The following is a 23,695-nucleotide window of genomic DNA, read 5'->3' on the forward strand; positions in this document are numbered from 1 at the left end:
ATCTTGCAATTGTAGCAAAAAAATAATTAAAATTCGATTTGCCACATCAAGCGCAAATTTAAAATTTTGCGCACCTTATTTACTTAAATTTTGCTCTTTTACGGTTGAGTTCGTTTCCGAAATTTGCGGAAATTTAGGCATATTTTCGTTTTGATTGTTGATATAAGCGGTTTCGCTTATCTTATTCCACTCTCTACCGATTTTAAGAAAATTTCTTTGACTATCTAAGATTTCTTTAAATAAAGGATCTTTTGCAGCTTCTTCGTCCAAAATTTCATCAGTTGCTTTTTTTAGCGCTTCCATTACATCGGGCGGAAAATTTTTGATTGTAACATCCGGAAACTCTTTTTTCATCTTTTGCCAAATTACGGAATTTTGATAAAAACCGCTATTTTGCATATTTTCTCCGGCTAATCTGGCAGCAGCCTCTAAAATCAGACGCAAATCTTCAGGAAGTTTGTCATAAACATTTTTATTTATCAAAAGTTGTGTATCACCTGTAGGCTCTTGCCAGCCGGTATAATAATACTTCGCAACTTTATGAAAACCAAGAGGCATATCATAAACCGGGCTTACCCACTCTACGGCGTCAATTGTACCCATTTCAAGCGCCATATAAAGCTCACCTGTAGGAATTGTGTTTATCGTAACGCCAAGTTTGCTCATCACTTCACCGCCAAATCCAGGAATTCTGAATTTAAGCCCTTGCAAATCGGCTAAAGAGTTAATCTCTTTTTTAAACCAACCGCCCATTTGCATTCCGGTTGTTCCCATAATAAACGTTTTAATGCCGTATTTATCAAAAAGTTTCTCATTCAACTCTTTTCCGCCGCCATAATAATACCAGGCGTGTTGTTCTGCAGTCGTCATTCCAAAAGGTACTGCTGTCCAAAACATCGTCTTAGGATCTTTTCCTTTATAATAATAAAGCGAAGTATAACCGAGTTCGTATTGACCGCTTTTAACAAAATCCAAAATTCCGAAACCGGCTTTGTGCTTGCTTGGCGTGTCAATGCGGATTTTAAGTCTGCCGTTGCTCATAGTTTCGGCATATTTCTTAAAATCATTCGCCGTTTTTCCAAGAACAGGCGTAGTATTTTCCCACGTAGAAGCTAGTTTTAATGTGTAAGTGCGTTCGGCAAACGCAAAACTTGCGAACATAAAAACCGTAACAAAAACTAAAAACTTTTTCATTTTTTCTCCTTATAGTTTTTATTTATATGCAAAAATTGTTTTTCACAAATAATATATGCGTTTTTAAAATATTTATTTATATTAAATTAACGCGGTTTCAGCTTTTTTGGAAAAACATTTCATTTTACTTCATTTAAATTTTGAAATTTAGCGCAAAAGACAAAACAACGATACGTTTTTTAAAATTTTATACAATCTCAAAATTTAAATTTTGTAATTCTATACATTTTTTGCATAATTAAACCTTAAATTGTGACATCTTTGCAATGAAAATTTAAATCGCCATTACTGATTTGCTTTTTTAATATTACCAAATTATTTTTTTAAAAGGAGTTTTTATAAAAAATAAAAAGCAGTTTGTGTCAAACAAAAAGCAATATTGTTGAAATTTTAGCGATAGTTTTTGCTGATTTAGGCAATTTTCTTTTCAGGAATCATTTTTTCGCCAGCTTTATTAATTACGATTATGGCGATATTTCAAGCCAAAAAAGACACAAAACAGACTTAATTGCAATTACTGTAAGCCGGGATTTTAGCAATTATCGGTTTTATTGTAACTTTGTTGGCTACATTATGTATGATTTATCTTATATAATAAATTTCAGAATTTGCAAATTCTGAAATTCGGAATTTTATTCTCCGACAGGAACGGGCGGATTTTGCGGATCAATTTTGATATTTTCGGTTTGCGAAACAGGTACATCTTTTGGAATTTCGGTTTCAACAGGCGGTTTTGCAAGACTTTCATCTTTTTTTTCATCGCAACCGCAAAATAAAAAGGCTGTGCAAAAAATCGCCAAAATCACAAAATTTCTCATTTTTACTCCTAAAATTTGATGAATTTTACACTAAAATTTTAAAATTTGAGCTAATCTAAATTTGATTTTTAAAATTTTCATCATTTTAGCGATTTTTAAAAGCTTTTCGTAATTTTTGCTTTTATTTATTGCTTTATAAACTGCAAATCACTACATTATAGCGCGATACAAAATTTTATTTACTTTATAAAAACAGCTTTAAAATAATTATTATGAGCTGTGAAATTTTACGTTGTTAATTATTTTTTAAAACTATAAAATTTAACAACTCATTATTTTATAAATTTCAATCTGAAATTTAAACCCGACGCCTGTTTTTTCATAAATAAATTTTTATTTATTATGCAAAAATTTCAATGTCTGCAAAATTCAGCGAATTTTCATTTCTAAAAACACTGAAATCACTATTGAAAGTAACTATTTTGGCGCGAGCATAATTTGTCGTTTTATCATAAAGCACATCATTTTTTACGGTTAAAATTTTTTCGCTCAAAAACTCAATATTTATAATGCTAATTTCGATAATACCGAAAATTTCACTATCAACGCTGTATATAAACCCCTGATTGTCTTTATAATCTCCAACTGCAAGATGAAATTTTTCAAATTTTACGCCGTTTTTAAGCTCATAAATCTCACCAAATTCAACTTTTAGAACATCGCTGAAATCATTAAAATTTAAAATATAACTCAAATCTCCTATATAATATTTGCCTTTTTTCATTTCGATCCTTTAAATTTTGCCGAATTTTATAAAATTTTCTATATCCAGCTTAATTTTTAGCGCCGCATTTACAGCCGTTTCGTTATAGACTTTCGTAAAATTTCTATCAACGAAACTTTTTTCAAGGTTGTTTAAAATGCTGAATTCAGCCATATATGCATAATTTGCAACGTCCAAAACCTCTCCGCTGCTTCCTATACAGATAAAAAGTTTCATATCTCTTAATCTTGCATAAAGTGTGGCATAAAAAGGCGCCATCTCGCCAAACATTACTACATTATGGCGAACGCGCGAACTGCCGCATTTTGGACATTTTTTATCTTTTTGAGATTCGTAGCCTATATAAAATTCATGCTCGCAACTTTCACATCGCAATTTTGTGAGCTCACCATGCAAATGAACGACATCATGACAACCTGCTCTTTCAAGCAAATCATCGATATTTTGCGTCAAAATAGCGATTTTATCAGGATATTTCGCCTTAATTTCGGCAATCATTTTATGAGCTGAGTTCGGCGCGACATTTTTAAGTTCAATTCTACGATTGTCATAAAAGTTTAAAACTTTTTGGCGATCTTTTGCAAAACCTTCAACGGAGCAAATTTCCATTACATTATAATTTTCCCAAAGTCCGCCATTTCCTCTGAAAGTACTCAACCCGCTATCAGCAGATAGCCCCGCACCGCTTAAAATCAAAATTTCATTCATTTTTTTGCCTTTTTGCGAATTTTAGTAAAATTTTGACAATAATCCAAAAATTTAAATTAAATTTTTAAACCTGATTTTTATATTAAAAAATTTACAACGACATTTTTGGTTTATTGACAATTTTAATAATAAACAATTTAAAAAATTAAAAGAATTTTATGCCTTTTCAACTCTCTTTTACGCTCTCGCGTTAATAATTTTAAGACCGCCCGTTTTTACAAAATTGGACTTCTTGTCTGTTATTTGCTTAAATTACATCTTTGATTATTTTTTATTATTTATTGTTGTTTTTTTTTTTTTTTGATTTTTTTATCTGTATCTTTTTTATTAATTTCATCTTTTATTTTACCTGCTTTTTTCAAATCTTTAACACATGCTTTATTTACATCAAGTGTAAATAAACTTATCGTCGAAGCAAACAGTGCTATAATAAATTTTTCGTATTTATTTCTTTTTATTGAAATTTTCTGAAATTCTAATGAAGTTAAATTTAAAAAGGCAGTTAAATCATTAATATTGTTTATAGAATTGTGTGAAGCGGATTTTTGGCAATAAACGCAAGTAACTTACTGATAAGTTTATACGATAAAATTTAAAAAGCGGCTCTGAAGTTCCTATCTACATTAGAATGGTGTTACTTTATAAAATTAAGCTGCAATCTCTAATTAAATTACGGAAATCAAACCAACGGCATTATGGTCGCAATCTGATAAGCCGAACTCTCAAAAATGGTCGGAGTGAAAGGATTCGAACCTTCGACCCTCTGGTCCCAAACCAGATGCGCTACCAGCCTGCGCTACACTCCGAATAAATTATATTAAATAAGTATTTAAAAGAACAGTTTTATTAAAGATTTAAAATATTTTAGAAATACGATTGTATCGTATTTTATTAAAATTTAATATAAAATTTTATATTGAAGTTTAAATGAATATCTGTGATAAATGATAAAAAACCGAACGCTCATTGTTAAATACCGCAAAAAATGTAGAAACAATGTCATATTACATATATTTCAATAAATTTTTATCACATCACTTCAATAAAAAATTTTAATAAATTAAAATAACTGAATTTTAGCCGTAAAGCTAAAATTCAAAATCAAATTTTTAAAATACTTTAAATTATTCTGTCTTATCTTTGACCCATGTGGCACCGTCATTTACTTTATCTTTTGTCCATTCAACTCCGCTGTTTGTATCTTCTTTGACACCATGCCAAGTGTTTGAACAACCGCAAATTCCAAAAACAGTAATAATTGAAAAAATTAAAACTCTCATAAATTATCCTTAAAAAAATTTTTAAGATACTAACAAAACTAAACTTAAAATTCTATTTTTTTTACAATTTTTTTTAAATTGCAAAATTTTTAAAAAAAATATAAGTTAATTATTGTAGAATTACTTTTGTTTTATGGGGTTATAGCTCAGCTGGGAGAGCGCTTGAATGGCATTCAAGAGGTCGGCGGTTCGATCCCGCTTAACTCCACATTTTTAAAATTTTTAAATTTTAAACAATTTACTTTTACAAAAAGGCATATGTAGGTAATTCTCGTTTAAAATTGAAAAAATGTTATTATGAAAAATATCACTAAAATTTACAGCCGTAAAATTTAAACTGAATAAAATAAATCATTTTTATCTATCATATATTTTATTGTGTCCGATATTTAAAGTCTTTATTTTCTTTTTATGCTAAATTTAACTGCATAATTAAATTTGTAATTTATTGTCAAAATTTTAGACTAATTTCAATTAGGCTTCAAATTACAACTTGCAAACTTGCAAAAAAAATACAAGTATAAAATCAAGCGTTGAAATTACAGTAAGAAATTTTTTAATTATTAATCTTAAAAATTTATTGAACAAAAGGTTAAAAGCAAAAATTTAGATTTTTTTTGATAAAATGAAAAATTGTATTTTTAAAATTTTAGTTTGAAATTTCATAAATTAAAATTTTTTTTAAACTTTATTTTTTTATATTCAGGTCCCGTAACTCAGTGGTAGAGTGTCACCTTGACATGGTGGAAGTCGATGGTTCAAGTCCATTCGGGGCCACCATACACTATTCTTAAACGTTCAAATCACTTCAAAAAACCCCCTATAAATCGAGATTTTAAGAAAATTTTAATTCAAATCAGTTTATAATTATTCACATCAAGCCATAAGGAATAGTAATAAGAATAGTAAGAAAATTTTTTTTAGCTGATTTTTTCTTACTAAACATAGAGTAAATGCTTTTAAAAAGGCACTTTAAAAGACATTGCTTGAAACGTGTTTTAATAGCTGAAAAAGGCTGAATTTAAGCCGTAAGCACTATTTTTCAGTGCTTAATAGTAAGAAATATTTTAGTCAATTAAAGCTCTTAAATAGAATATTTGAGTGCAAGTTAGTAAGAAAAAATAGTAAGAAAATGAGTTTAACTTTATTTTTTTCTTACTAAACATCGAGTAAATGCTTTTAAAAAGGCACTTTAAAAGTGATTGCTTGAAAAAAAGATAAAAAGATAAAGGATAAAATTATGTCAAGGCAAATTGTAAGACTTACAGACACCAAAATCAAAAATGCCAAACCCGAAGACAGTCCGCTATATGACGGCGATAATTTAATGCTTAAAATTACAAAGGCTAGTAAGCGCTGGTATTTCAGATTTAAACAGGCAGGAACGGACAAATACACCGAAAAGGCGTTATGCAAACCTAACGATTACCCTACAGTTTCATTAGCAAAAGCAAGAGAAATCACGGCGAAATATAAAAAAGCCATAGCGGAAAATAAAGACCCCTTTAAAAAAGCGGAAATAATAACAATCAAGCGTGTATTTGATGAATGGAAGCAAAAATTTAACAATTCTCTACTTCAAAAAGTTAAAGAGCGCAAAGTAGCGGAAGTTAAAAATAATTTTATAAACAAAATAGACGAATACACGCCGATTAATGATATTACAAAGCGGGAACTGGTAGATATACTGGAACAAAGAGCGCAAACCGCCCCCGCGAGAGCGAAAAGATTTCAAGGCTATTTAAACGAAATTTTCAGTTATGCCGAAACAAAAGGCTACATAGAAAATAATTTTATAAAAAATATCTCTTTAAACTCTCTAATGGAACAGCACAAAACCGAAAACTACAAAGCGATTACCGATGAAGCCGATTTTAAAAAGCTGGTAAAGGTTATCTATTCGCTTGATAACTCACCGATAAATACGGCGCTTAAAATTTTACTTCATTTGCCTTTAAGAAGCGCGAATTTAATTTCAATGCAATGGCGCGAAATCGACTTTATGCAAAAAGAGCTTAAAATTCCGCGCCCAAATATGAAAGTAAAAAGCGGCGATGATTTTATTTTGCCGTTAAGTGATGAGGTTATTAAAATTTTAGAAACTCACGCCGAAATTTATAAAGACATCAGCGATTATGTATTTATGAGTAGAGTTATAAAGTGTAAGCACATAACGGCGCAGGGATTAAATAACAGACTTAAACTTTTAGGCTTTACCGAAAAGTTGAAGCAGACGGCGCACAGTTTCAGAAGCACGTTTCGCACAATCGCGCAAAATCACATCGATGAAATACCGATTAAAAACCCGAGAGACGCTATAGAAAGCTTTTTAGACCATAAAATCGGAAACAGTGTAGAGATGATTTATAATAGAGCCGATTATAAAAAAGAGAAAATCGCCGTTGCGAAATGGTGGAGCGAATTTATTATAAAAATCAGAGATGAAAAATAAAAATTTCAATGTAAAAAATATTTTTTTTGGTGGCAAATAAAAATTTACAGAACTTTTTTGCCACTATTTTACAATTTTAACCACTCATTCATTTATTTTTTTATTTTTTTTCATTTTTTTTAAAATTATATTTCTTTATAAAATATATTTAAAAACCAAAACAAACATCGATTTTTAGGCATTTTGATTTACATCTACATATTGACATTCAAATAAAATTTACCCATAATTTTTTTTAACCCTTTAAAAAAATTCTTTTTTATACAAAAATAGCCACATAGTTTTTTAAATATTAAATCACTTGAAAAAAAGTTTAAAGCCGTTGAAAGCGATTTTAATATTTGAACGCTTATTTTTAAGAACAAAACAAAAAAAGGAGCTGAAAATGGAGAACATTTATTCAACAGTAAATCAAGGTTATGCCCCAAAAAGGTATTTAAGAATTGCCGATATTACAAGGCTTTATCCAATCGGTAGGAGTGCAATTTTAAATTACGGCAAACAAGGCTTAATAACGCCTATAAGAGTAACAAAAGGCGTAATCGTATATGACGCTAACGAAATAGAAGCGTTTTTTAGCGGTAAGAAAGCGGAAGCGCAAAATGCCAAGGCTTAATTTTAAAGTGAGCGCCGATTGTTTCGGCGCTGGTAATGAAGCCTTGCTGAAAGAGTTTAAAAGGCATTTACACGTTTATAATGTCAAGTCATTAGAGACAGCGGACCAAAGACTGATTGATTGCGCTTACGATTTATTTCACATAGTGCAGACACAAAGAAGTAGCATTTACGAGTTGGAAACGAAGCTTGATATAAGACCCGAAAACAATACTAAAGGACTTAATAATGCTAGTTGAAATAATTGTATTTTTATGCGTTTTTGTATTGGTAACAGCAAGTATAATAACGGTATTTATAACTCTTGCCGTTATTTTTTACGTATCAGACAAAATAATAGACTTTATGGAAAAAAGAGCTAGAGATAAAAAAAAGGTAGAAAATGAAAAATTTAATTGACATTATAAAAACGGAATTTGACGGCGCCGAAATAAATTCGGTTAATTATAAAGACGCAAAAGATAATTTCAACGAACGCGATTTTGCGTTGATAAATATAAAAAAATAAAAAAGGATAGAAAATGAATAATATAATTATCAACAATGTAGAAGTTGAATTTGAAGTAGTTAAAGATAAAGTTTTTACAAACTCACTTCAAATAGCTGAAGTTTTTGAAAAAGAGCATAAAAATATTATTAGAATAATTGAGAATTTGCCGAATGATGATTTCCGACAGCTCAATTTTGAGCCGTCGTGCGAAGTCCGCAGAAATGGACTTTTTGATAAAGAGACAAAATTTTATAATTTAACCAGAGATGGCTTTTCGCTTTTGGTGATGAGTTTTACAGGCGAAAAAGCTTACAAATTTAAAATAGCGTATATTAATGCCTTTAATAAAATGGAAGCCATACTGAAAGAGCCGATGAGCGAAATAGATATTTTGATTAAACAAGCGGAACTTTTAAAAGAAAATCAACAAAAGATGAAAGCGCTTGAAGCAAAAACCGATGAACTTCATAAAGAGCAGTTAAAAGCAAGAAATAATATTAATCGTATTTTGGCTAATGATAAAGAATTGACGGTAATCGCTTATGCGAGCCTGAATGGCATAAAAGCGAACTCTTATAACGCCGCTATCATCGGCAAAAAAGCGGCTAAATTAAGCAGAGAACAAGGAATTTGCACGGGCTCTACTATCGATAAAAGGTTCGGCAAGGTAAATACCTACGATACTGATATTTTAAAGCAGGTATTTGACAAGCATTTTGAAAGTTTTTAAGTCGCTTTTATGTAGAATTTTAAAAAAAGGCGGTTAGGATAAAAACCGCCTTAATAAAAATAAAAAAATAAAAGATATGAGTATTATACACAATTTTGACGATGTAATCAACAGTTTAAATAAAAATACCAAATTAAATCTCGCAATTGATACTATTCGATCCGACTTCTATAAAAACGGCATTGCCCCGAACCTCAACACGAATAAAATAAACGCACTGAAAACCATTGCTGAAAATTACGGTTATAAATGGCGGAAACTTAATAAAAAGAACGATGATTTTATTAAAATTTATAAGCGCTATCACTACGATAAAAAACTTGACTTGACAAATATCTACACGCTTACGGATAACGAAAAGATTTTGCCGATTTATTACGCGAATACTACAAACGGCAACAGACATAAATCACGCCTTGAAATTTACGCGCTTAAACAATACGACAGAGAAAAGCCCGATTACGAGCTTATAAATAAGCTTTTAAGAGTTGTTAATACAATCACAAGCATTGATTTATGTTTCGACTTTAAAGAGCCTTTAAACACCGATAAATTAAAAAAGAATTTTAATTTCAGAGAATACGGCGAAACAAGCCCGACAGTTTATTTTGATTTAGAGTTATACAATTTAGTGCAACGATTTTATATTTACGATAAACAGTTGAAAGATAATTTAAAATATCCGCTTTATCGCATAGAAACCGAAATAATGCTTAATTTAAAGCGATTATGCAATAGCAACATCAAAACATTAGGCGGTAAAATAATGGCAATTTACGGCTTATTAGAACACGTTATAAGCGCATTGAAAAATTAAGCGTCATTTGATTTTAAATTTTCAATATCGACCTCATCATTAAAAATCTTTTTAACTTTATCAAATTTTGATGATTTAATATAGTTTTCAAGCCAAGAAATAACCCAACGCGGAATAGCTTGAGAACTACCCCAATTATTAACGGAATTATATTTCATACCGACAATTTCAGCAAACTTTTTTTTAGTTAAATCGGCTTTTTCTAAAAGCTTATTAAATTCTTTTCTATCCATAATATTACCTTTATTTAATGATGATATTATGCCAAAAAATACTTAAAACATTATTTAAACACTTGACATAATAATTAAATAATGATAATATTCTAATTATAAATACTTTTTTAAGTATAAATGTATAAAGGAGCGAAAAATGGAAAAGGCTTTGTGTAAAAATGAAATACGGGACGATGTAATGGAAAAATTCATTGAGTTTTTAGGCGAATATAAAAACGATGATGACGCGTATAATGCGCTTGATTGTGCTTATGATTTATTCTTTGCGCTTAAAAATCTAGCCACTAATTTTAACGCTTTAAAAGACAAACATAACGCGATGAAAGCGGAGTTTTTCGCCCTTAAAGCAGCTTATCACGATTTACTGTTAAAACACGGTAGCGAGTAAAATTTATAAATTTTGTTTATAAATTATAAAAAGCTTAAAAAGAAACAATAGAAAGAGTTTATTAAAAAAATTAATCAAAATAAACTTTAAAAACCGCGAAGCTTAAAAAAATCATTAACCAAATATTTAACTTTAAGCTTTGCAAAAATGTGTAGTCGTTATTTATCCAAATCAGTTCATTTTGTTTATTGAAAATTAAAAAATTTCTAAATTTGAAATTCTCATCTAAATAGCCGTGTAGCGTCGTTAAATCAACGTTAAAAAAACGGTATTTTTCAACTTTAAGAATTCGACCCTCTTAATGTGTATCATTTTAATACAACTAACTAATAACATATTAAGACTTTTTTTAATTAAATATTCATTTAACCTTAAATTATTATTCGCGCGATTTTTAAAAATTTCTTAATCAACTTTACTTTTTTTGCTTTTAAAAAAATATCCACGTTTAAAAGAAGTCAAATAAAAGCTAAAAACACATCTTTTACGGATAAAAAAGTCAAAAGTTAAATAAACGCATTTTAAAGGCTCATAAAAGCAAAAACTCAAAAAGACATAACTTTATATGCCTTAACAAAATAAAATCGATTTTTGAGCCTTATTTTGATTAATAAATCAATTTTTAAACAAATAAAAAATAAAAATCTTTTTTTACAAAAAAAAATCATCAGCCAATTTCGGACTATCGATAGTCCAATTTTTGAGAAATCGTAAAAACTACGATAAAATCGATATTTCACGCATACCACTTTAACGAAATCAATATATAAAATGGCACAGTTAAAATTTAAAATATCCTATTTTAGGCATTTTTAAAGCACTTTTTACTTAATACTTTTTCTCAAAAATGAGAAATGCATTTCTCAAAAAGAGAGAAAAAGAAAAAAAAGAGAAAAAAAGAGAAAAGAGAAAAAGAGAAAAGAAAAGTAACATAAAAGAAAAGAGTAAAAGAGTTAAAGAGAATAAAAAAGAGAAAAAAAATAAAAAGAGTAGAAACTTTTTATTTTATAAATTAACCTAAATTTTCTTTTTTTCTTTTGGTTCTTTTCTTTTTTTCTTTTTTTTGTTTATTATTTTTTATTTTTATTTTGAAATTTTAAAAAGTTTGTGTGTGATTTTATACAATTCAGCATTTTTATTCAGCTTTTTTTATTTTTATTTTGCATATAAACACGAAAATCGAAAATTTATAAAAAAATTCTGTAGGACTATTTTACATATTTGCCTATCGTATGTGGCGGTGGGGGGGGAGTAGATAAAGTTTTTTATATAATTTTTCTTATAGATAAAAATTATTAAATAATAATTTTTATTAATTAGTAACAATATATTCTCTTTATAAAATTATATATTCTCTTTATAAATTATATATTCCGTTAGCTTAAAATTTAACACCTTTTAACTTTACCACGTTTTACCACGTTTTACCACTCCATACCTAACAACGCTATTAACGCACTTAAAACACTATTTAACCCCTAAATTTACCCTATTTTTACCACTATTTTATAACTTTATGATGAGAAAACACCCCTATAATCGATGTTTAAAAGCAATGAAAAAAATTAAAATTCTTTTCAGCTTATATTGTGTATTATTACACACAAGATAAAAATTAAATAAGGATAAAAAAAAATATGAGTTCGATTTTAAAATTAATCGAAAAAATACAAAATCAGCCTACAAATGTCAATTATAACGACATCAAAAAGATTTTAGAGTATTTTGGCTACGAGCTTAAAAGCGTTCGCGGCTCTCATCATAAATTCGCAAAAGGCAATGAAACAATAATAATACCTTACCATAAACCGATTAAAGAGATTTATGTAACAAAGATTTTAAACAGAATTAAAGGGGATAAGCAATGAAAAAAGATTTAAATTATTATCTTAATTTACCATACACTATAAGCGTAAAAAAGCTAAAAGACGGTGATTATTACGCGGAATATACAGACGCTGTTTTAACAAAAAACACGCTTATGGCAGGTTGGGGCAAAAATGAAATGGAAGCTATAAACGATTTAAAAGAAGCGTTTTCGTGTTTCGTAGAGAGTGCATTAAAAGACGGCGATTTTATACCTGAGCCAAACGATAAAAGCGTTCGAGTAAATATTTGCTTACCGCGAAGCTTATTAAATGCTATCGATAAAGTAACTAAAAATAGAAGTAAATTTTTAAGTGAAGCGGCAAATATGAAACTTGCTAAAATTTAACAGTTTCAATGTGCTTATTTACAAATAAAAAAAATCAAGCCTGAAAAGAAAAGTAAAAAAGAGCTTTAAAATATTCGTGTAAAAAATAGTTATCATTTTAGATTATTTTCGATATAATTCACAGCAAAAAATAAAAACCCCGTTTTATACTTCATCAACTCATAAAAGCATTTTTTCAAATCATAAAAAAAGATAGACGAAAAAAGAAATAATAATAAAAATAATAAGAAAATGCGATTTTTTAGAAACCTTAAAGCACTTCAAACTCCCTTAAATACGATATTATTACTAGCTTACTTTCAAGCCCATTCGGGGCCACCATTAATAGCTAATTTCAATTACAATATAAATAAATCATTTGCAGTAATAAAATCATTTAAAAACTGATTTTATACAGTTTATAAATTTTTTATTTTATTTAATAATTCATTATTTTGGCTCATTTTTTATTTTATTTGTGAGCTAATTTTCTTATGTTATTATAAAAGTTTAACAAAATATAAAATCCTTATAATATACCGAACACAATTTGAATTTTATGACAGTAGAGTTATCGGCTTCTTCTTAAATAAAATATTAGTTATGTAATTTGATTTAATGTATTTTTGAAAAATACATTTTAGTATATTTTTCAAATTCATTGTTTATCGGTAAGCCATAAACTCAAATTAAGCGCAAAAAAATCTTAGAACTGATAGCCTGAGTGAAAATATCAATTAGATAAATTTGAATAAATACCTTTTTATACCGTTCGCCATAATTTTATTGACTTAAATACATTATATCATATCACTTATGACGCTAAGCAAAAACCAATACAATATGCTCTATACTACATAAAACATTGACGCTTTGCACTTTAACTTAGAATAATAAAAGTAGTTTTTAAAACTATTTGGATAGTTTTAGGAAGAAAAGGGGTATAAAAAATCAAACTCACTCTTTAAAAATAAAGCTTATAAGTGTTTTATTTACATCTTTTATATTATACTTTTGTTCAGCTATTTTCCTGCTCTCTTTACCCATTTTAGCTATTAAATTTGGATTGTTTATAAATAGCTCCATTTTACTTACTAAACTCTTAACATCACAAATAGGAACTAGATAACCATTCACACCATCAACGACTGTTTCTTTGCAGCCAACACTATTGGTTGTTATTATGGCTCTACCGATAGCCATAGCTTCTTGAGTGCTTCTTGGAACTCCCTCTCTATAATAAGACGGAAGAACAAAAACTGAACTATTTTCTATCCACTCATTTGGATTGCTGACAAAACCTGGATATGTAATGATACCGCTTTGTATATAGTCGTCCAAAACTTTTTTGCTCAAGCTAAAAGGATTATTCTCATCAAAAGAGCCCAAAACAATAAACTCCACATTTTCTTTATATTTTTCTTATAGCTAAACAAATATATTCTGCTTATACTCAATCCAATATCCCGCTGAAACTAATATTAAAACTATGAAAAAATAGATTTCAACCAGTACTTATCTGTTAGTTATAATATATAAACATTTACATAATTAAACACATGATGTAATTATAGCTTTTTTGACAATAATAAATATAAAAATTTAATAAAAACTATATTTCTTTTTATCCTAGTTGGTTCTCTCATTAGTCTATAAAACCACTCCAAATTATTCTTTAAAAAAAAATTTGGTGCTCTTTTTTTCAAACCAGAATATATATCAAAACTGCCACCCAAACCCATATATAGGGCTGGGTATTCTTGCGATAACTCTTCCATAAAATATTCCTGCTTTGGTGAACCCTGAGCAACAAAAACAATATCGGCTTTCGATGACATTAAGTCATTTTTTAATTGTCTCTTATCTGTTTCATTTATGTATCCGTTTCTATATCCAACAATGTCAATACCGCTAAATTTATTTTGCAATTTGTCAACAACTTTTTTTATAACCTCATCAGTAGAGCCTATCAAATAAAATTTTTTATTTTTATAGTATCTTTCAATAATATCCAACCAAAATTCACAACCCGGTATTTTTATAGCATTCTTTATTCCTTTTTGCCTTAGAGCCCATACGGCACCTATACCATCTGGATAACCAATATTATTATTTACAATATTTTTAAGCCTATTGTCATTTTTCATTATTTTTTCAGCATTTATAGCTACCAAAATCTTTTTTTTATTGTCTATAAAATTCAAAAAAGACTCCTTGGAAGGGAAATGCTTCACACTATAGCCATTCAATGTGATATTTTTATACATTTAATAACTCCAATTCTTTTTTTGTAGTAATTTTAATATCTATTTTTTCTATTGATTTTCTTGCGTTTTCAGACAGCCTTAAAAATAAATTTTTATTTGAAATAAGTTCATCTAACTTATTTGCCGCATCTTTTAAATCATATGGAGATATCAACAAACCATTAATATTATTAGTAATAAATTCAGATATAGCACAAACATCAAAAGATATAGTTGGCAACCCAGATGACATGGCCTCACACATTGATACACCTTGAGCATCCATTTTTGTAACAGCATAATATATCCCATGTTGTTTATGTATTTTTGGGATATCTTTATGTTCTATAAAGCTATTATGTAAATTTATTTTATTGCTCAAATTTAAATCCCTTATGTATTTTACGATGTTATTATATTCATTTCCTTTTCCATATATATTTAAACTAACATTATAATTTGTAATATATTTCATAGTATCAATAGATAGATCTACTGCATATTTACCTTTTAAAATTAACGGTCTAATGGTTAAAATTTTATATTTATTATTATATAAATTTTCTTGATAGTAAAATAAATTAGTATCTATGCCATTTGGTATAATGAAAATTTTATTTTCAAATTTTACCCCAAGAGTATTTTCCGCTTCTTTTTGCATCCACTTTGACACCGAAACAAATTTTATATTTTTAGTATTTTTTAAAATATCTTGAATGGTATTTTTCATTTTATGTATGAGATAGAAATCTCTATATAAAAACCTTATAATACTTTTTGGTTGAGAAAACTTAATATCATCTGTTCTACTCTTTAGAATTTTTTGAACCTCTATGCCATGTATAAAAAACAATGTTTTTATATCGTTTTTAATAATATGTTGATATATAACACCACCATCTATCTCATCAATCAGTGAATGAATTAGCAAATGAATTATCACACAACATTTATCATCTAAACTTTTTATAATTTCTTTTGATGTCATATAGTTTACTTTTATTCCATCAATATTATAGGTATATTTATTTTTTGAAGGAACAAAAACTTCCACACTGTGCCCATAATTTAAATATTCCATATTTCTAGTATGAACAAACATATGATTATATGGATTATTTAAACTAGGATACCTTCCTGTTATAACTTTTATTTTCAATTAATCTCCTTTTTTAAAACAATATATCATTTTATAATATATTTTTTTAGCAAAAATTCCATTTCTTCAGACATATCATAATAAAAATTTATCTCTCGTAGAGCCAAAATATCTCCATCATGCTTATTAAATGTTATTGAAATTTTACTAATTTTACTATTATTATTATCTATATATATAAGAAACCTATGCACATTAGCTTTAAAATGCCTAGTTCTATGCTCCTGCCTATCAGATAAAAAAATTTTTGCATTTTCTGTTGTGTTGTTATCATAATAAATGCTTAAGTTAAAATCATTCTCCTCTATATTGTCTCCTGTTGTTACTAAAACGAGTTCGCTTATATCATTAATTTTTCTACTAAACTCAACTATTAAAGTTGTTGGAAATTTATTTGTACTCCAATATTTACCATATGTCCAATTACTATCTTTTAAATTATTAGGTCCAAAGTTTACTTCATCTATAGAATAGTCAGCATATATGTTTTGAAACCTATTATTTAACCCATAGAGTTTATTAATGTCCTGAAAATCTTGTTTTAAAAATTTATGTGCATAGTTTTTAAAAAACATATCATTAGTAACATAATATATCCAAAGCAATTGATCTATATGTAAATCGTGATATTTATTTCCGACCATAGATGCTATTCCATGAATATAAGGATTTTCTGACCAACTATAATATGAATTAAATCCTGCATCAAAAGAAGCTAGATGCTCTTTTAAAGAATCAATACCTTGTAGAAATAGTTTTTTTGCTTTATCTGAGTTTGTATATGTATAATAATCATATAGTCCAGCTAATGAAAAAATAAAACCATTTAAAACATGTTTTTTTGGTGAAGTAGGGTATTCATCGTACCATATTCCAGTTCCCCAATCACTTTTAAAACCACCATTTTCAGAATATATGTCAAAAGAATTTAAAACCTTTTCTGCCATATGCAAGTAATCAATTTTATCTGTAAGTATATATGCCTCATAAAAAACTGATAATATAAAACCTTGCGACATTGCACTTAACCAAGGGTTTGGTAAATTATAACCACTACCATATAGCTCATTATAACAATATACACCACCCCAATCCCCATTATCTTTAAAGTTGTCCAAAAGCCATTTTGCTAAATTTAAAAAATATTTTTTACTATTTAAATCTCCTGTTTCATAGAAATGCGCATAGTAGTACAGAGCTATTTGGGATATGGCAATAGGATAATATATTTTATCACCACCCCATTCTGTAAGCGGAATTCCTTTATTGTCTAAAGAATAATTCTTAAATTTTTCAATATTACTATTAACTAAAGGATATGGTTTTGGTAAATTGTAAATATCCCCAGACAGCAAATAACTTGCAAAGCAAATATGCACTAGTAATAATTTTATTTTAAACATGTTTTACCCTTTCTTATATTTGAAAATGAAAATAAAAGTCCTAAATATAATCCTGACACACCTGAATTAAATACATGCCCTGCTGTCAAGCTTATTAAAATTATTAAAAAGTATGAAACAAACAAATAATATCTTAATGGATTATATTTATTTGTTTTCAAAAAAACTAACATCAAGAAAATAAATACTATAATAACACCAAAAAAGCCATAGTACATTAAAAAATCTACAACATCTATTTCCACTATTTCTTTAATATTAGAAGAATTAGCGCCAAAACCTGAACCAAAAATTTTTTCTATAAAACTATAATTATTAATATAAATCATAGCAGAATCATATGCCCAAATGTTTCTATGACTAAAAAACAGTGTCACAAGATCAATTCTATTATAAAAGTATAATAATCTAGAAAGCAAATTTTGTTCAAATAATACATAATATAACACACAAGGAAGTAATATTGAAATAACAGTACACATTAGTAATGTATATGAGAATATTTTTTTATCTATTTTATTGTTTTTGATACTATCAAAAAATCTTATTGATACAAAAAAATATCCAATAATAATTGTAGCTAAAATAGAAACTTTTGAAGTTAACATTGCAGACATAAAAAACATACAAAATAATATAATAAAAAACATTTTAAAATTATTATTTGTTATATGATGCATCAAAAGAATAGTTCCTAGTATGACTACAAGCACTCCAATCTCATTTCCTGCAAAAATAAATCCACTGGTTCCTATGCTAGTTCCATACATGCTAAAACCAAAACCAAAGAAACCAAGCATAAAATTTATTAATAGAATAAAAAAAGATATCTTTATTATTTTTAGTATAGATTTTTTTTTGCCATTTTTTATTAAAATCTTTCCGAGCTCATATGAAACAACTATAATAATAAATTTAATTAGCCAATCCATGTATTCTAATTTTATATTTATTGCAGTGAAATAAATCATGTAAAATATTATAGCAAATACTGTGTTAAGTATTATAAGAATTTTTAATTTTATAAATAAATAAGAATATATTAATATTAATAAAATACATCTATATAATCGTGATATCGAATAACCAACATCATTAAATATTAAATACCCATTAATGCAATCAATTAAAATAGATATACACATAAAACATATCAATAAATTAATAAAATTACAATTTTTTCTTAACAAATATTTTCCTTTTTTATATATTTTTGTATTTTATTAAAATGTTTTTAATTAACAATATTGGCACAATCAAATACATTTTAAATTTATACCTTAATTATTTTTTAAAAAAATACAATATAAATAAAAAAATAAAAAATTAAACTCTAACGTTATTGAAAGCATTACATATTCCACAAAAATCCAACACTATTTTATTTTTAAGATTTAAATTTAAAAATTCCTTATGTCCTACTAGAAATACAATTATGTCTGCATCCACCAAAGCATCCTTAAAATTTATAATTTTAAATTCTGGATGATTTCTAATATTTGGCTCAACAGCCAATATTTCAAATCCTTCTTTTTTTAGATTTTTTGCAATATATAACGCAGGTGATTCTCTTAGATCATCAACATCTGGCTTGAAAGCAAGACCCATACATGCTATCTTTGGTTTCTTTTTATTTTTTAATTCAAACTCTAAAGCACAATTTTTTATTTTTTCCATAGACCATTGTGCCTTATAATTATTTATCTCTCTAGCTTTCTTTATCAACTTAGCATTGCCATTTGCCTCAGATACTATAAACCATGGGTCTACAGCAATACAGTGACCTCCCACACCACATCCTGGTTTTAATATATTTACTCTAGGATGTCTATTTGCCAGCTCAATAAGCTCCCAAGCACTTATACCAAACTGATCACATAATATACTAAGTTCATTAGCAAAAGCTATATTAACATCTCTAAAGCTATTTTCTGTTAGCTTTGTCATTTCAGCTGTTTTTGCACATGTTTCAAGAACTTCTCCTTTTACAAATTCCCTATAGAACTCGGCTACTTTTTTTGTAGCCATTTGAGAAACCCCCCCTACTATTCTATCATTAGATATAAGTTCACGCATAATTTTTCCAGGTAAAACTCTCTCTGGGCAATGTGCTATATAAATTTTCGATGTATCAATACCATAATCTTTTATTATGGATTCAATTTTGTGCGTTGTGCCAACTGGAGAGGTAGACTCTAAAACTATAATATTACCTTCTTTTATATATGGAAGTATCGAATTTGTTGCTGAAATAACATAATCTATATTTGGCTTAAAATTATCTTTAAAAGGAGTTGGTACAGCTATTATAAAGACATCTGCATATTCAGGCTTTAAGCTAGCCTTTAAATTTTTGTTTTTAACAGCTTTTTTTACATAATCGGCCAATTCTGGCTCCACAATATGTATCTCACCCTTATTAATAGTATTAATAACTTTTTCAACAACATCAACGCCATGAACATTGTATCCTTTGCAAGCCAAAAGAGAAGCTGTTGGCAAACCTATATAACCTAAACCAATAACACAAATTTTTTTCATTTTTTACCTTTCAATAAATTTCACTATTTTCTCACAAGCCTTACCATCGCCATAAGGGTTAGAGGCTTTACTCATTTTCCCATACTCATTTTTATCATCAATCAACAATTGCGTAGTTTTTACAATTTCTTTTATGCATGTTCCCACTAGCCTTACAGTTCCTGCTTCTACTGCTTCTGGTCTTTCAGTTGTACTTCGCAAAACCAAAACAGGCTTTCCTAAACTTGGCGCCTCCTCTTGCACTCCACCGCTGTCAGTTAGCACCAAATAAGACAGGCTCATCAAATATGAAAATTCCAAATAGTCCAAAGGTTTTATGAGATAGATATTTGAAATTTTGCTAAGTATTTTAAAGACCGGTTCTTGAATATTGGGGTTTAGATGCACAGGATAGATAAATTTAATATTTTGATTGTTTTGTGCCAAAGTTTTGATGGCGTGGCATATGTTTTCTATACCGCTTCCAAAATTCTCTCTTCTATGTGCAGTTACTAAGACAAATTTATCTTTTTTAATATCGATTTTATCATCTAAGAAATGCTTTATTTTCTCATAAATCTCTTTTTCTAAGTTTAAATCACTTTTTATTTTGTTAAGCACCCAAAAAAGCGCATCTATGACTGTATTGCCTGTTACTAAAATGCTATTTTTATCAACATTTTCTTTTAACAAATTTTGCATCGCTTTGTTTGTAGGGGCAAAATGAAATTTGGTAAGTTTGCTTGTTAGAACTCTATTTGCTTCTTCTGGAAAAGGATTGTAGATATCGTATGTCCTAAGCCCTGCTTCAACATGGCAAATCTTAATCTGCTTATAAAATGCAGCCAAACTAGAGGCAAATGTCGTTGTAGTATCTCCATGAACAAAGACAAAGTCTGGTTTAAAATCATCAAAAACTTTTTTTATTTGAAGCAAAATATTGGAGGTTATATCATATAAGTCTTGATTTTGCTTCATTATATTTAAATCATAATCCGGCTTTAAATCAAAAATTTCCAAAACTTGATCCAACATCTCTCTATGCTGGGCTGTGACACAAATTTTTGTATCAAATTTATTATGTTTTTTAAACTCTTTTACCAATGGTGCCATTTTTATGGCTTCTGGACGGGTACCAAAAATAATTAAAATTTTAGTCATACATTCTCCCTTTTGTCGTTTTATAAAACTTTTTAATTATTACATATAACCACTCTAAGTGCAAAAATGGTAGAGAAAATACTATTTTTTTTATAAAACTTAGTGAATTATTTTTCCAAATATACTTTATATTGTTTGCACTAGGACAGATAGCATCAAAAAGCTTTTTTGAATTGCCGTTAGATATAGAAACTATACTGTAGCAAAGACCAATATTTAAATACCTTATTGATTCGGACAAACTATTATCTTGTAAAAAATTCTTAGTTACAATATAAAAATCTCTAAGATCATTTATATTTTTATTATTTTCATAATTTTGCGTTATTGAGCTGTCATTTGCCTTATTGTAATGATAAAAAGCACGATTTAGATATGAATATTTTTTTATAATACTGTAAAACTGTAAATTTACAAACATATCCTCTCTATTGGAAAAAACTGGAAAAATTACTTTAGAATAAATTTCTTTTCTAACAAGCTTGCAACACATTGATGATAAAATTTCCAGTGTCAATGTTTTGATTATTATATCATCACTACTTAGATTGCTTATGGGAAAAGTTTTTTTATAAATTTCTTTTTTACTATAATTTATATAATAATCGCAAATAACCATATCAGCATCTGTTTTAATAGCTTCTCCTATTAAAGAACTAACCATATCTAATTCAACCCAATCATCGCTATCAACGTGCATTATATATTCACCATTTGAATTTTTTAAGCCAGTTTTTCTAGCTTGTGGCAAGCCCTCATTTTTCTCTTTATTTATTATTTGTATACCGCTTTTTCTATTTGGATATTTTTCTATAATTTCTTTTAAAACGCTTATTGAACCATCCGGTGTGCAGTCATTTACAAAAATATACTCTATGTTATCATAGTCTTGTTCAAAAAGCGTTGTAGCACACTTTTCTATAAAATTTTCTACATTATAAACTGGAACGATTATAGAAACTAGTGGGTTACTCATCTAGAAAGCCTTTGTTTTAATTTTAAAATTATTATATTGATTTCATTTTTGTAAAAAAACAGAAACAGCAAACAAACAACAATAAAAGATATTATGTTTGCATAACCATTGCATTTTATCATAATTAAGCTTTGAATTAGCAAAATAAACAGATAAAGCATGATATTTAGCATTTTTATGTTCAGTTTAAAAGTTTTGTTTATCACAAGTACCATTATAAAACACACCAATGAGTAACATATAATATATGAAAAAGCCACTGCAAAAACTTTAAACTTGTAGATAAACAGATATAGTAAAATTATGTTTAAAGTAGCACCGCAAGCTGTTGCGATAAAAAGATATTTGTTTTTATTTATGGTGTTTATGATACTCATCAAAAACTCACTAAAACCAAAAACTATAGCTCCTAAAAGAGTAAGCGGGATATAAATCAAAGCTTCATTAAAAGCACTGTTTATAAAAAATGGAAAAATTATCTTAATTACCGGTAATAAAACAGCTACCGATAAAAGCATAAATTTAAGATATTCATTGCAAGCTCTTGAGTAAAAAATAGAGTTATTCTGTTTTTTAAGATCTTTTGAAAAGCTCACTTCTTGCCAGCCTAGTTTAAAACACATAGCAACAAGAGAAATAATCATCGCAAATTTTAAAGCAATAGTATAGTATCCATTATCGGCATAACTTAACTTATTTGCTATAACAGATCTACCATAAACAGCCGCAAACCAATATGAAAGCGAGTTTAAACAAAGTGGAAGTGAGTAATACAAAAGCCTTTTAAAAAATGTAAAGTCAAAAAGAGCGAATTTAATCTTTTTTATAACTTTTACTCTACATTCCATCATAAAAATAGCTACCAAATTTCCAAACAATGCACCTAAAAACAGAGCTTCATATCCAAAATCAAATTTATACAGCAATACAAATGAAGTTATAGAATATAAAATACTATTAACAACGCCGCTTATAACAAATACTGAATTTTTACCATAAGCTCTACAAATATAGCCGTAAACACCTTGCAAATTTGAAAATAGGCCAAGGCATAAGAGTATGGATTTAAATTTAATATCATAAATTTGCATAAAAAGATAAAAAAATAAAAAATAAACTAAAGTAGATATAAAAAAGATAAAAAAGCCTGAAAAAAGAACTTTTTCTTTATAATTTTCAATTTCTTTCAAATTTGGATCAAGCAAAAATTTCATAATGCCAATATAAATATCCAAAAAGAAAAATGAGATAAAAAACTGCATATAGGCTAAGCTTAAGTCATACTCTCCAAACTCAGCCGGATTTAAGTATCTTGTATAAATTGGAAGCATAAAAAATGCTATAAGCTTACTTAAAATACTTCCTAGAAAATATATTCCACTTGATTTTACAAATCTTTTTAAATCACTCAAAATTTTGTACTCTTATAAATTTTTATTTTACATTTTTTATATCATAAAAACAAAACATCAAAAAACTCAAAAAAATTTCTAGATTGAATTGAAAATTTATTATTTTATATTAAATAAACTTCACGTATGCTTAATTATATGTATTGTAAAATACATTTTAAATTTTTACTTA

The 23,695-nt window shown here is 27.8% G+C and carries 25 protein-coding genes and 3 tRNA genes; 12 read left to right on the forward strand and 16 right to left on the reverse strand.

Annotated features, from left to right (window positions below):
* Positions 1-75: 75 nt before the first annotated feature.
* The 6 genes from CHAB381_RS06765 to CHAB381_RS08920 all read right to left on the reverse strand — a co-directional run bounded on the left by CHAB381_RS06765 (position 76) and on the right by CHAB381_RS08920 (position 4,724).
* Positions 76-1,194 (reverse strand): TRAP transporter substrate-binding protein, encoded by a 1,119-nt coding sequence (locus CHAB381_RS06765; RefSeq protein ID WP_012109293.1) that lies wholly within the window; start codon positions 1,192-1,194, stop codon positions 76-78.
* Positions 1,195-1,826: 632 nt separating this feature from the next.
* Positions 1,827-2,012, reverse strand: coding sequence for a hypothetical protein (locus tag CHAB381_RS06775; protein ID WP_012109294.1), 186 nt, complete (start codon positions 2,010-2,012; stop codon positions 1,827-1,829).
* A 340-nt stretch (positions 2,013-2,352) separates the two neighbouring features.
* Positions 2,353-2,736, reverse strand: coding sequence for a hypothetical protein (locus CHAB381_RS06780; RefSeq protein WP_012109295.1), 384 nt, complete (start codon positions 2,734-2,736; stop codon positions 2,353-2,355).
* A 9-nt stretch (positions 2,737-2,745) separates the two neighbouring features.
* Positions 2,746-3,444 carry an SIR2 family NAD-dependent protein deacylase gene (locus CHAB381_RS06785; RefSeq protein ID WP_012109296.1) on the reverse strand — a complete coding sequence of 233 codons (699 nt, stop codon included), beginning with the start codon at positions 3,442-3,444 and terminating at the stop codon, positions 2,746-2,748.
* 729 nt (positions 3,445-4,173) lie between these two features.
* Positions 4,174-4,250 (reverse strand) — tRNA-Pro (locus CHAB381_RS06790).
* A 318-nt stretch (positions 4,251-4,568) separates the two neighbouring features.
* On the reverse strand, positions 4,569-4,724 hold the full coding sequence (locus CHAB381_RS08920) for a hypothetical protein (protein WP_012109297.1): 156 nt from the start codon (positions 4,722-4,724) through the stop codon (positions 4,569-4,571).
* Positions 4,725-4,859: 135 nt separating this feature from the next.
* On the opposite strand from CHAB381_RS08920, the gene CHAB381_RS06795 reads away from it, so the two are divergent.
* From CHAB381_RS06795 to CHAB381_RS06825, 9 genes are all read left to right on the forward strand, one after another.
* Positions 4,860-4,932: transfer RNA gene (locus tag CHAB381_RS06795), tRNA-Ala, on the forward strand.
* Between the two features lie 497 nt (positions 4,933-5,429).
* Positions 5,430-5,504: transfer RNA gene (locus CHAB381_RS06800), tRNA-Val, on the forward strand.
* Positions 5,505-5,964: 460 nt separating this feature from the next.
* Positions 5,965-7,176, forward strand: coding sequence for a tyrosine-type recombinase/integrase (locus CHAB381_RS06805; protein ID WP_012109299.1), 1,212 nt, complete (start codon positions 5,965-5,967; stop codon positions 7,174-7,176).
* 385 nt (positions 7,177-7,561) lie between these two features.
* Positions 7,562-7,792 carry a helix-turn-helix transcriptional regulator gene (locus tag CHAB381_RS06810; RefSeq protein ID WP_012109301.1) on the forward strand — a complete coding sequence of 77 codons (231 nt, stop codon included), beginning with the start codon at positions 7,562-7,564 and terminating at the stop codon, positions 7,790-7,792.
* Positions 7,779-8,030, forward strand: coding sequence for a hypothetical protein (locus CHAB381_RS06815; RefSeq protein WP_041570520.1), 252 nt, complete (start codon positions 7,779-7,781; stop codon positions 8,028-8,030). The genes CHAB381_RS06810 and CHAB381_RS06815 overlap by 14 nt, the downstream gene beginning before the upstream one ends.
* Entirely contained in the window at positions 8,020-8,190 is a 171-nt protein-coding gene (locus CHAB381_RS08765; protein WP_012109302.1) for a hypothetical protein, read from the forward strand. Before CHAB381_RS06815 ends, CHAB381_RS08765 begins: the two co-directional genes overlap by 11 nt.
* Complete coding sequence (locus CHAB381_RS09140) at positions 8,174-8,299, forward strand: hypothetical protein (RefSeq protein WP_012109303.1); 126 nt, start codon at positions 8,174-8,176, stop codon at positions 8,297-8,299. The genes CHAB381_RS08765 and CHAB381_RS09140 overlap by 17 nt, the downstream gene beginning before the upstream one ends.
* A gap of 13 nt (positions 8,300-8,312) precedes the next feature.
* Positions 8,313-9,011: a Rha family transcriptional regulator gene (locus tag CHAB381_RS08535; RefSeq protein ID WP_012109304.1), complete on the forward strand. Its 699-nt coding sequence runs from the start codon at positions 8,313-8,315 to the stop codon at positions 9,009-9,011.
* A 76-nt stretch (positions 9,012-9,087) separates the two neighbouring features.
* The gene (locus CHAB381_RS06825) at positions 9,088-9,828 is read left to right on the forward strand and encodes a hypothetical protein (RefSeq protein ID WP_012109305.1); all 741 of its coding nucleotides are present in this window, start codon (positions 9,088-9,090) and stop codon (positions 9,826-9,828) included.
* On the opposite strand, the gene CHAB381_RS06830 is transcribed toward CHAB381_RS06825, so the two are convergent.
* Positions 9,825-10,061 (reverse strand): hypothetical protein, encoded by a 237-nt coding sequence (locus CHAB381_RS06830; protein ID WP_012109306.1) that lies wholly within the window; start codon positions 10,059-10,061, stop codon positions 9,825-9,827. The genes CHAB381_RS06825 and CHAB381_RS06830 overlap by 4 nt on opposite strands.
* 139 nt (positions 10,062-10,200) lie before the next feature.
* On the opposite strand from CHAB381_RS06830, the gene CHAB381_RS06835 reads away from it, so the two are divergent.
* The 3 genes from CHAB381_RS06835 to CHAB381_RS06845 all read left to right on the forward strand — a co-directional run bounded on the left by CHAB381_RS06835 (position 10,201) and on the right by CHAB381_RS06845 (position 12,667).
* Positions 10,201-10,452 (forward strand): hypothetical protein, encoded by a 252-nt coding sequence (locus CHAB381_RS06835; RefSeq protein ID WP_012109307.1) that lies wholly within the window; start codon positions 10,201-10,203, stop codon positions 10,450-10,452.
* A 1,637-nt stretch (positions 10,453-12,089) separates the two neighbouring features.
* Positions 12,090-12,320: a type II toxin-antitoxin system HicA family toxin gene (locus tag CHAB381_RS06840; protein ID WP_012109311.1), complete on the forward strand. Its 231-nt coding sequence runs from the start codon at positions 12,090-12,092 to the stop codon at positions 12,318-12,320.
* Positions 12,317-12,667: a type II toxin-antitoxin system HicB family antitoxin gene (locus CHAB381_RS06845; protein ID WP_012109312.1), complete on the forward strand. Its 351-nt coding sequence runs from the start codon at positions 12,317-12,319 to the stop codon at positions 12,665-12,667. The genes CHAB381_RS06840 and CHAB381_RS06845 overlap by 4 nt, the downstream gene beginning before the upstream one ends.
* Before the next feature lie 936 nt (positions 12,668-13,603).
* Here CHAB381_RS06845 and CHAB381_RS06850 read toward each other — a convergent pair.
* The 9 genes from CHAB381_RS06850 to CHAB381_RS06890 all read right to left on the reverse strand — a co-directional run bounded on the left by CHAB381_RS06850 (position 13,604) and on the right by CHAB381_RS06890 (position 23,523).
* The gene (locus CHAB381_RS06850; protein WP_012109313.1) at positions 13,604-14,050 is read right to left on the reverse strand and encodes a glycosyltransferase; all 447 of its coding nucleotides are present in this window, start codon (positions 14,048-14,050) and stop codon (positions 13,604-13,606) included.
* A 164-nt stretch (positions 14,051-14,214) separates the two neighbouring features.
* Complete coding sequence (locus tag CHAB381_RS06855; RefSeq protein ID WP_012109314.1) at positions 14,215-14,850, reverse strand: WecB/TagA/CpsF family glycosyltransferase; 636 nt, start codon at positions 14,848-14,850, stop codon at positions 14,215-14,217.
* Positions 14,851-14,905: 55 nt separating this feature from the next.
* On the reverse strand, positions 14,906-16,051 hold the full coding sequence (locus CHAB381_RS06860) for a glycosyltransferase (RefSeq protein ID WP_012109315.1): 1,146 nt from the start codon (positions 16,049-16,051) through the stop codon (positions 14,906-14,908).
* Between the two features lie 26 nt (positions 16,052-16,077).
* Positions 16,078-17,454 carry a D-glucuronyl C5-epimerase family protein gene (locus CHAB381_RS08540; RefSeq protein WP_012109316.1) on the reverse strand — a complete coding sequence of 459 codons (1,377 nt, stop codon included), beginning with the start codon at positions 17,452-17,454 and terminating at the stop codon, positions 16,078-16,080.
* Positions 17,442-18,386: an O-antigen ligase family protein gene (locus tag CHAB381_RS06870; RefSeq protein WP_172462804.1), complete on the reverse strand. Its 945-nt coding sequence runs from the start codon at positions 18,384-18,386 to the stop codon at positions 17,442-17,444. The genes CHAB381_RS08540 and CHAB381_RS06870 overlap by 13 nt, the downstream gene beginning before the upstream one ends.
* Positions 18,387-18,780: 394 nt before the next feature.
* The gene (gene wecC, locus CHAB381_RS06875; protein WP_012109317.1) at positions 18,781-19,995 is read right to left on the reverse strand and encodes a UDP-N-acetyl-D-mannosamine dehydrogenase; all 1,215 of its coding nucleotides are present in this window, start codon (positions 19,993-19,995) and stop codon (positions 18,781-18,783) included.
* Positions 19,996-19,998: 3 nt separating this feature from the next.
* Positions 19,999-21,135: a non-hydrolyzing UDP-N-acetylglucosamine 2-epimerase gene (gene wecB, locus CHAB381_RS06880; protein ID WP_012109318.1), complete on the reverse strand. Its 1,137-nt coding sequence runs from the start codon at positions 21,133-21,135 to the stop codon at positions 19,999-20,001.
* Positions 21,128-22,111, reverse strand: a complete 984-nt coding sequence (locus CHAB381_RS06885; protein WP_012109319.1) for a glycosyltransferase family 2 protein — start codon at positions 22,109-22,111, stop codon at positions 21,128-21,130. The genes wecB and CHAB381_RS06885 overlap by 8 nt, the downstream gene beginning before the upstream one ends.
* Entirely contained in the window at positions 22,108-23,523 is a 1,416-nt protein-coding gene (locus tag CHAB381_RS06890) for an oligosaccharide flippase family protein (RefSeq protein WP_012109320.1), read from the reverse strand. The genes CHAB381_RS06885 and CHAB381_RS06890 overlap by 4 nt, the downstream gene beginning before the upstream one ends.
* Between the last annotated feature and the right edge of the window lie 172 nt (positions 23,524-23,695).

This window comes from Campylobacter hominis ATCC BAA-381, assembly GCF_000017585.1.
GTDB classification, from domain to species: Bacteria; Campylobacterota; Campylobacteria; order Campylobacterales; family Campylobacteraceae; genus Campylobacter_B; species Campylobacter_B hominis.

Excerpts from the sequence above, each read along its gene's own strand:
- CHAB381_RS06780 (WP_012109295.1), bottom strand. The coding sequence starts at position 2,736 with ATGAAAAAAGGCAAATATTATATAGGAGATTTGAGTTATATTTTAAAT.
- CHAB381_RS08765 (WP_012109302.1), top strand. The coding sequence starts at position 8,020 with ATGCTAGTTGAAATAATTGTATTTTTATGCGTTTTTGTATTGGTAACA.
- CHAB381_RS06815 (WP_041570520.1), top strand. The coding sequence starts at position 7,779 with ATGCCAAGGCTTAATTTTAAAGTGAGCGCCGATTGTTTCGGCGCTGGT.
- CHAB381_RS08540 (WP_012109316.1), bottom strand. The coding sequence starts at position 17,454 with ATGTTTAAAATAAAATTATTACTAGTGCATATTTGCTTTGCAAGTTAT.
- CHAB381_RS09140 (WP_012109303.1), top strand. The coding sequence starts at position 8,174 with ATGAAAAATTTAATTGACATTATAAAAACGGAATTTGACGGCGCCGAA.
- CHAB381_RS06835 (WP_012109307.1), top strand. The coding sequence starts at position 10,201 with ATGGAAAAGGCTTTGTGTAAAAATGAAATACGGGACGATGTAATGGAA.
- CHAB381_RS06870 (WP_172462804.1), bottom strand. The coding sequence starts at position 18,386 with ATGGATTGGCTAATTAAATTTATTATTATAGTTGTTTCATATGAGCTC.
- CHAB381_RS06885 (WP_012109319.1), bottom strand. The coding sequence starts at position 22,111 with ATGAGTAACCCACTAGTTTCTATAATCGTTCCAGTTTATAATGTAGAA.
- CHAB381_RS06765 (WP_012109293.1), bottom strand. The coding sequence starts at position 1,194 with ATGAAAAAGTTTTTAGTTTTTGTTACGGTTTTTATGTTCGCAAGTTTT.
- CHAB381_RS08535 (WP_012109304.1), top strand. The coding sequence starts at position 8,313 with ATGAATAATATAATTATCAACAATGTAGAAGTTGAATTTGAAGTAGTT.
- CHAB381_RS06775 (WP_012109294.1), bottom strand. The coding sequence starts at position 2,012 with ATGAGAAATTTTGTGATTTTGGCGATTTTTTGCACAGCCTTTTTATTT.
- CHAB381_RS06805 (WP_012109299.1), top strand. The coding sequence starts at position 5,965 with ATGTCAAGGCAAATTGTAAGACTTACAGACACCAAAATCAAAAATGCC.
- CHAB381_RS06825 (WP_012109305.1), top strand. The coding sequence starts at position 9,088 with ATGAGTATTATACACAATTTTGACGATGTAATCAACAGTTTAAATAAA.
- CHAB381_RS06840 (WP_012109311.1), top strand. The coding sequence starts at position 12,090 with ATGAGTTCGATTTTAAAATTAATCGAAAAAATACAAAATCAGCCTACA.
- CHAB381_RS06785 (WP_012109296.1), bottom strand. The coding sequence starts at position 3,444 with ATGAATGAAATTTTGATTTTAAGCGGTGCGGGGCTATCTGCTGATAGC.
- CHAB381_RS06830 (WP_012109306.1), bottom strand. The coding sequence starts at position 10,061 with ATGGATAGAAAAGAATTTAATAAGCTTTTAGAAAAAGCCGATTTAACT.
- CHAB381_RS06845 (WP_012109312.1), top strand. The coding sequence starts at position 12,317 with ATGAAAAAAGATTTAAATTATTATCTTAATTTACCATACACTATAAGC.
- wecC (WP_012109317.1), bottom strand. The coding sequence starts at position 19,995 with ATGAAAAAAATTTGTGTTATTGGTTTAGGTTATATAGGTTTGCCAACA.
- wecB (WP_012109318.1), bottom strand. The coding sequence starts at position 21,135 with ATGACTAAAATTTTAATTATTTTTGGTACCCGTCCAGAAGCCATAAAA.
- CHAB381_RS08920 (WP_012109297.1), bottom strand. The coding sequence starts at position 4,724 with ATGAGAGTTTTAATTTTTTCAATTATTACTGTTTTTGGAATTTGCGGT.
- CHAB381_RS06810 (WP_012109301.1), top strand. The coding sequence starts at position 7,562 with ATGGAGAACATTTATTCAACAGTAAATCAAGGTTATGCCCCAAAAAGG.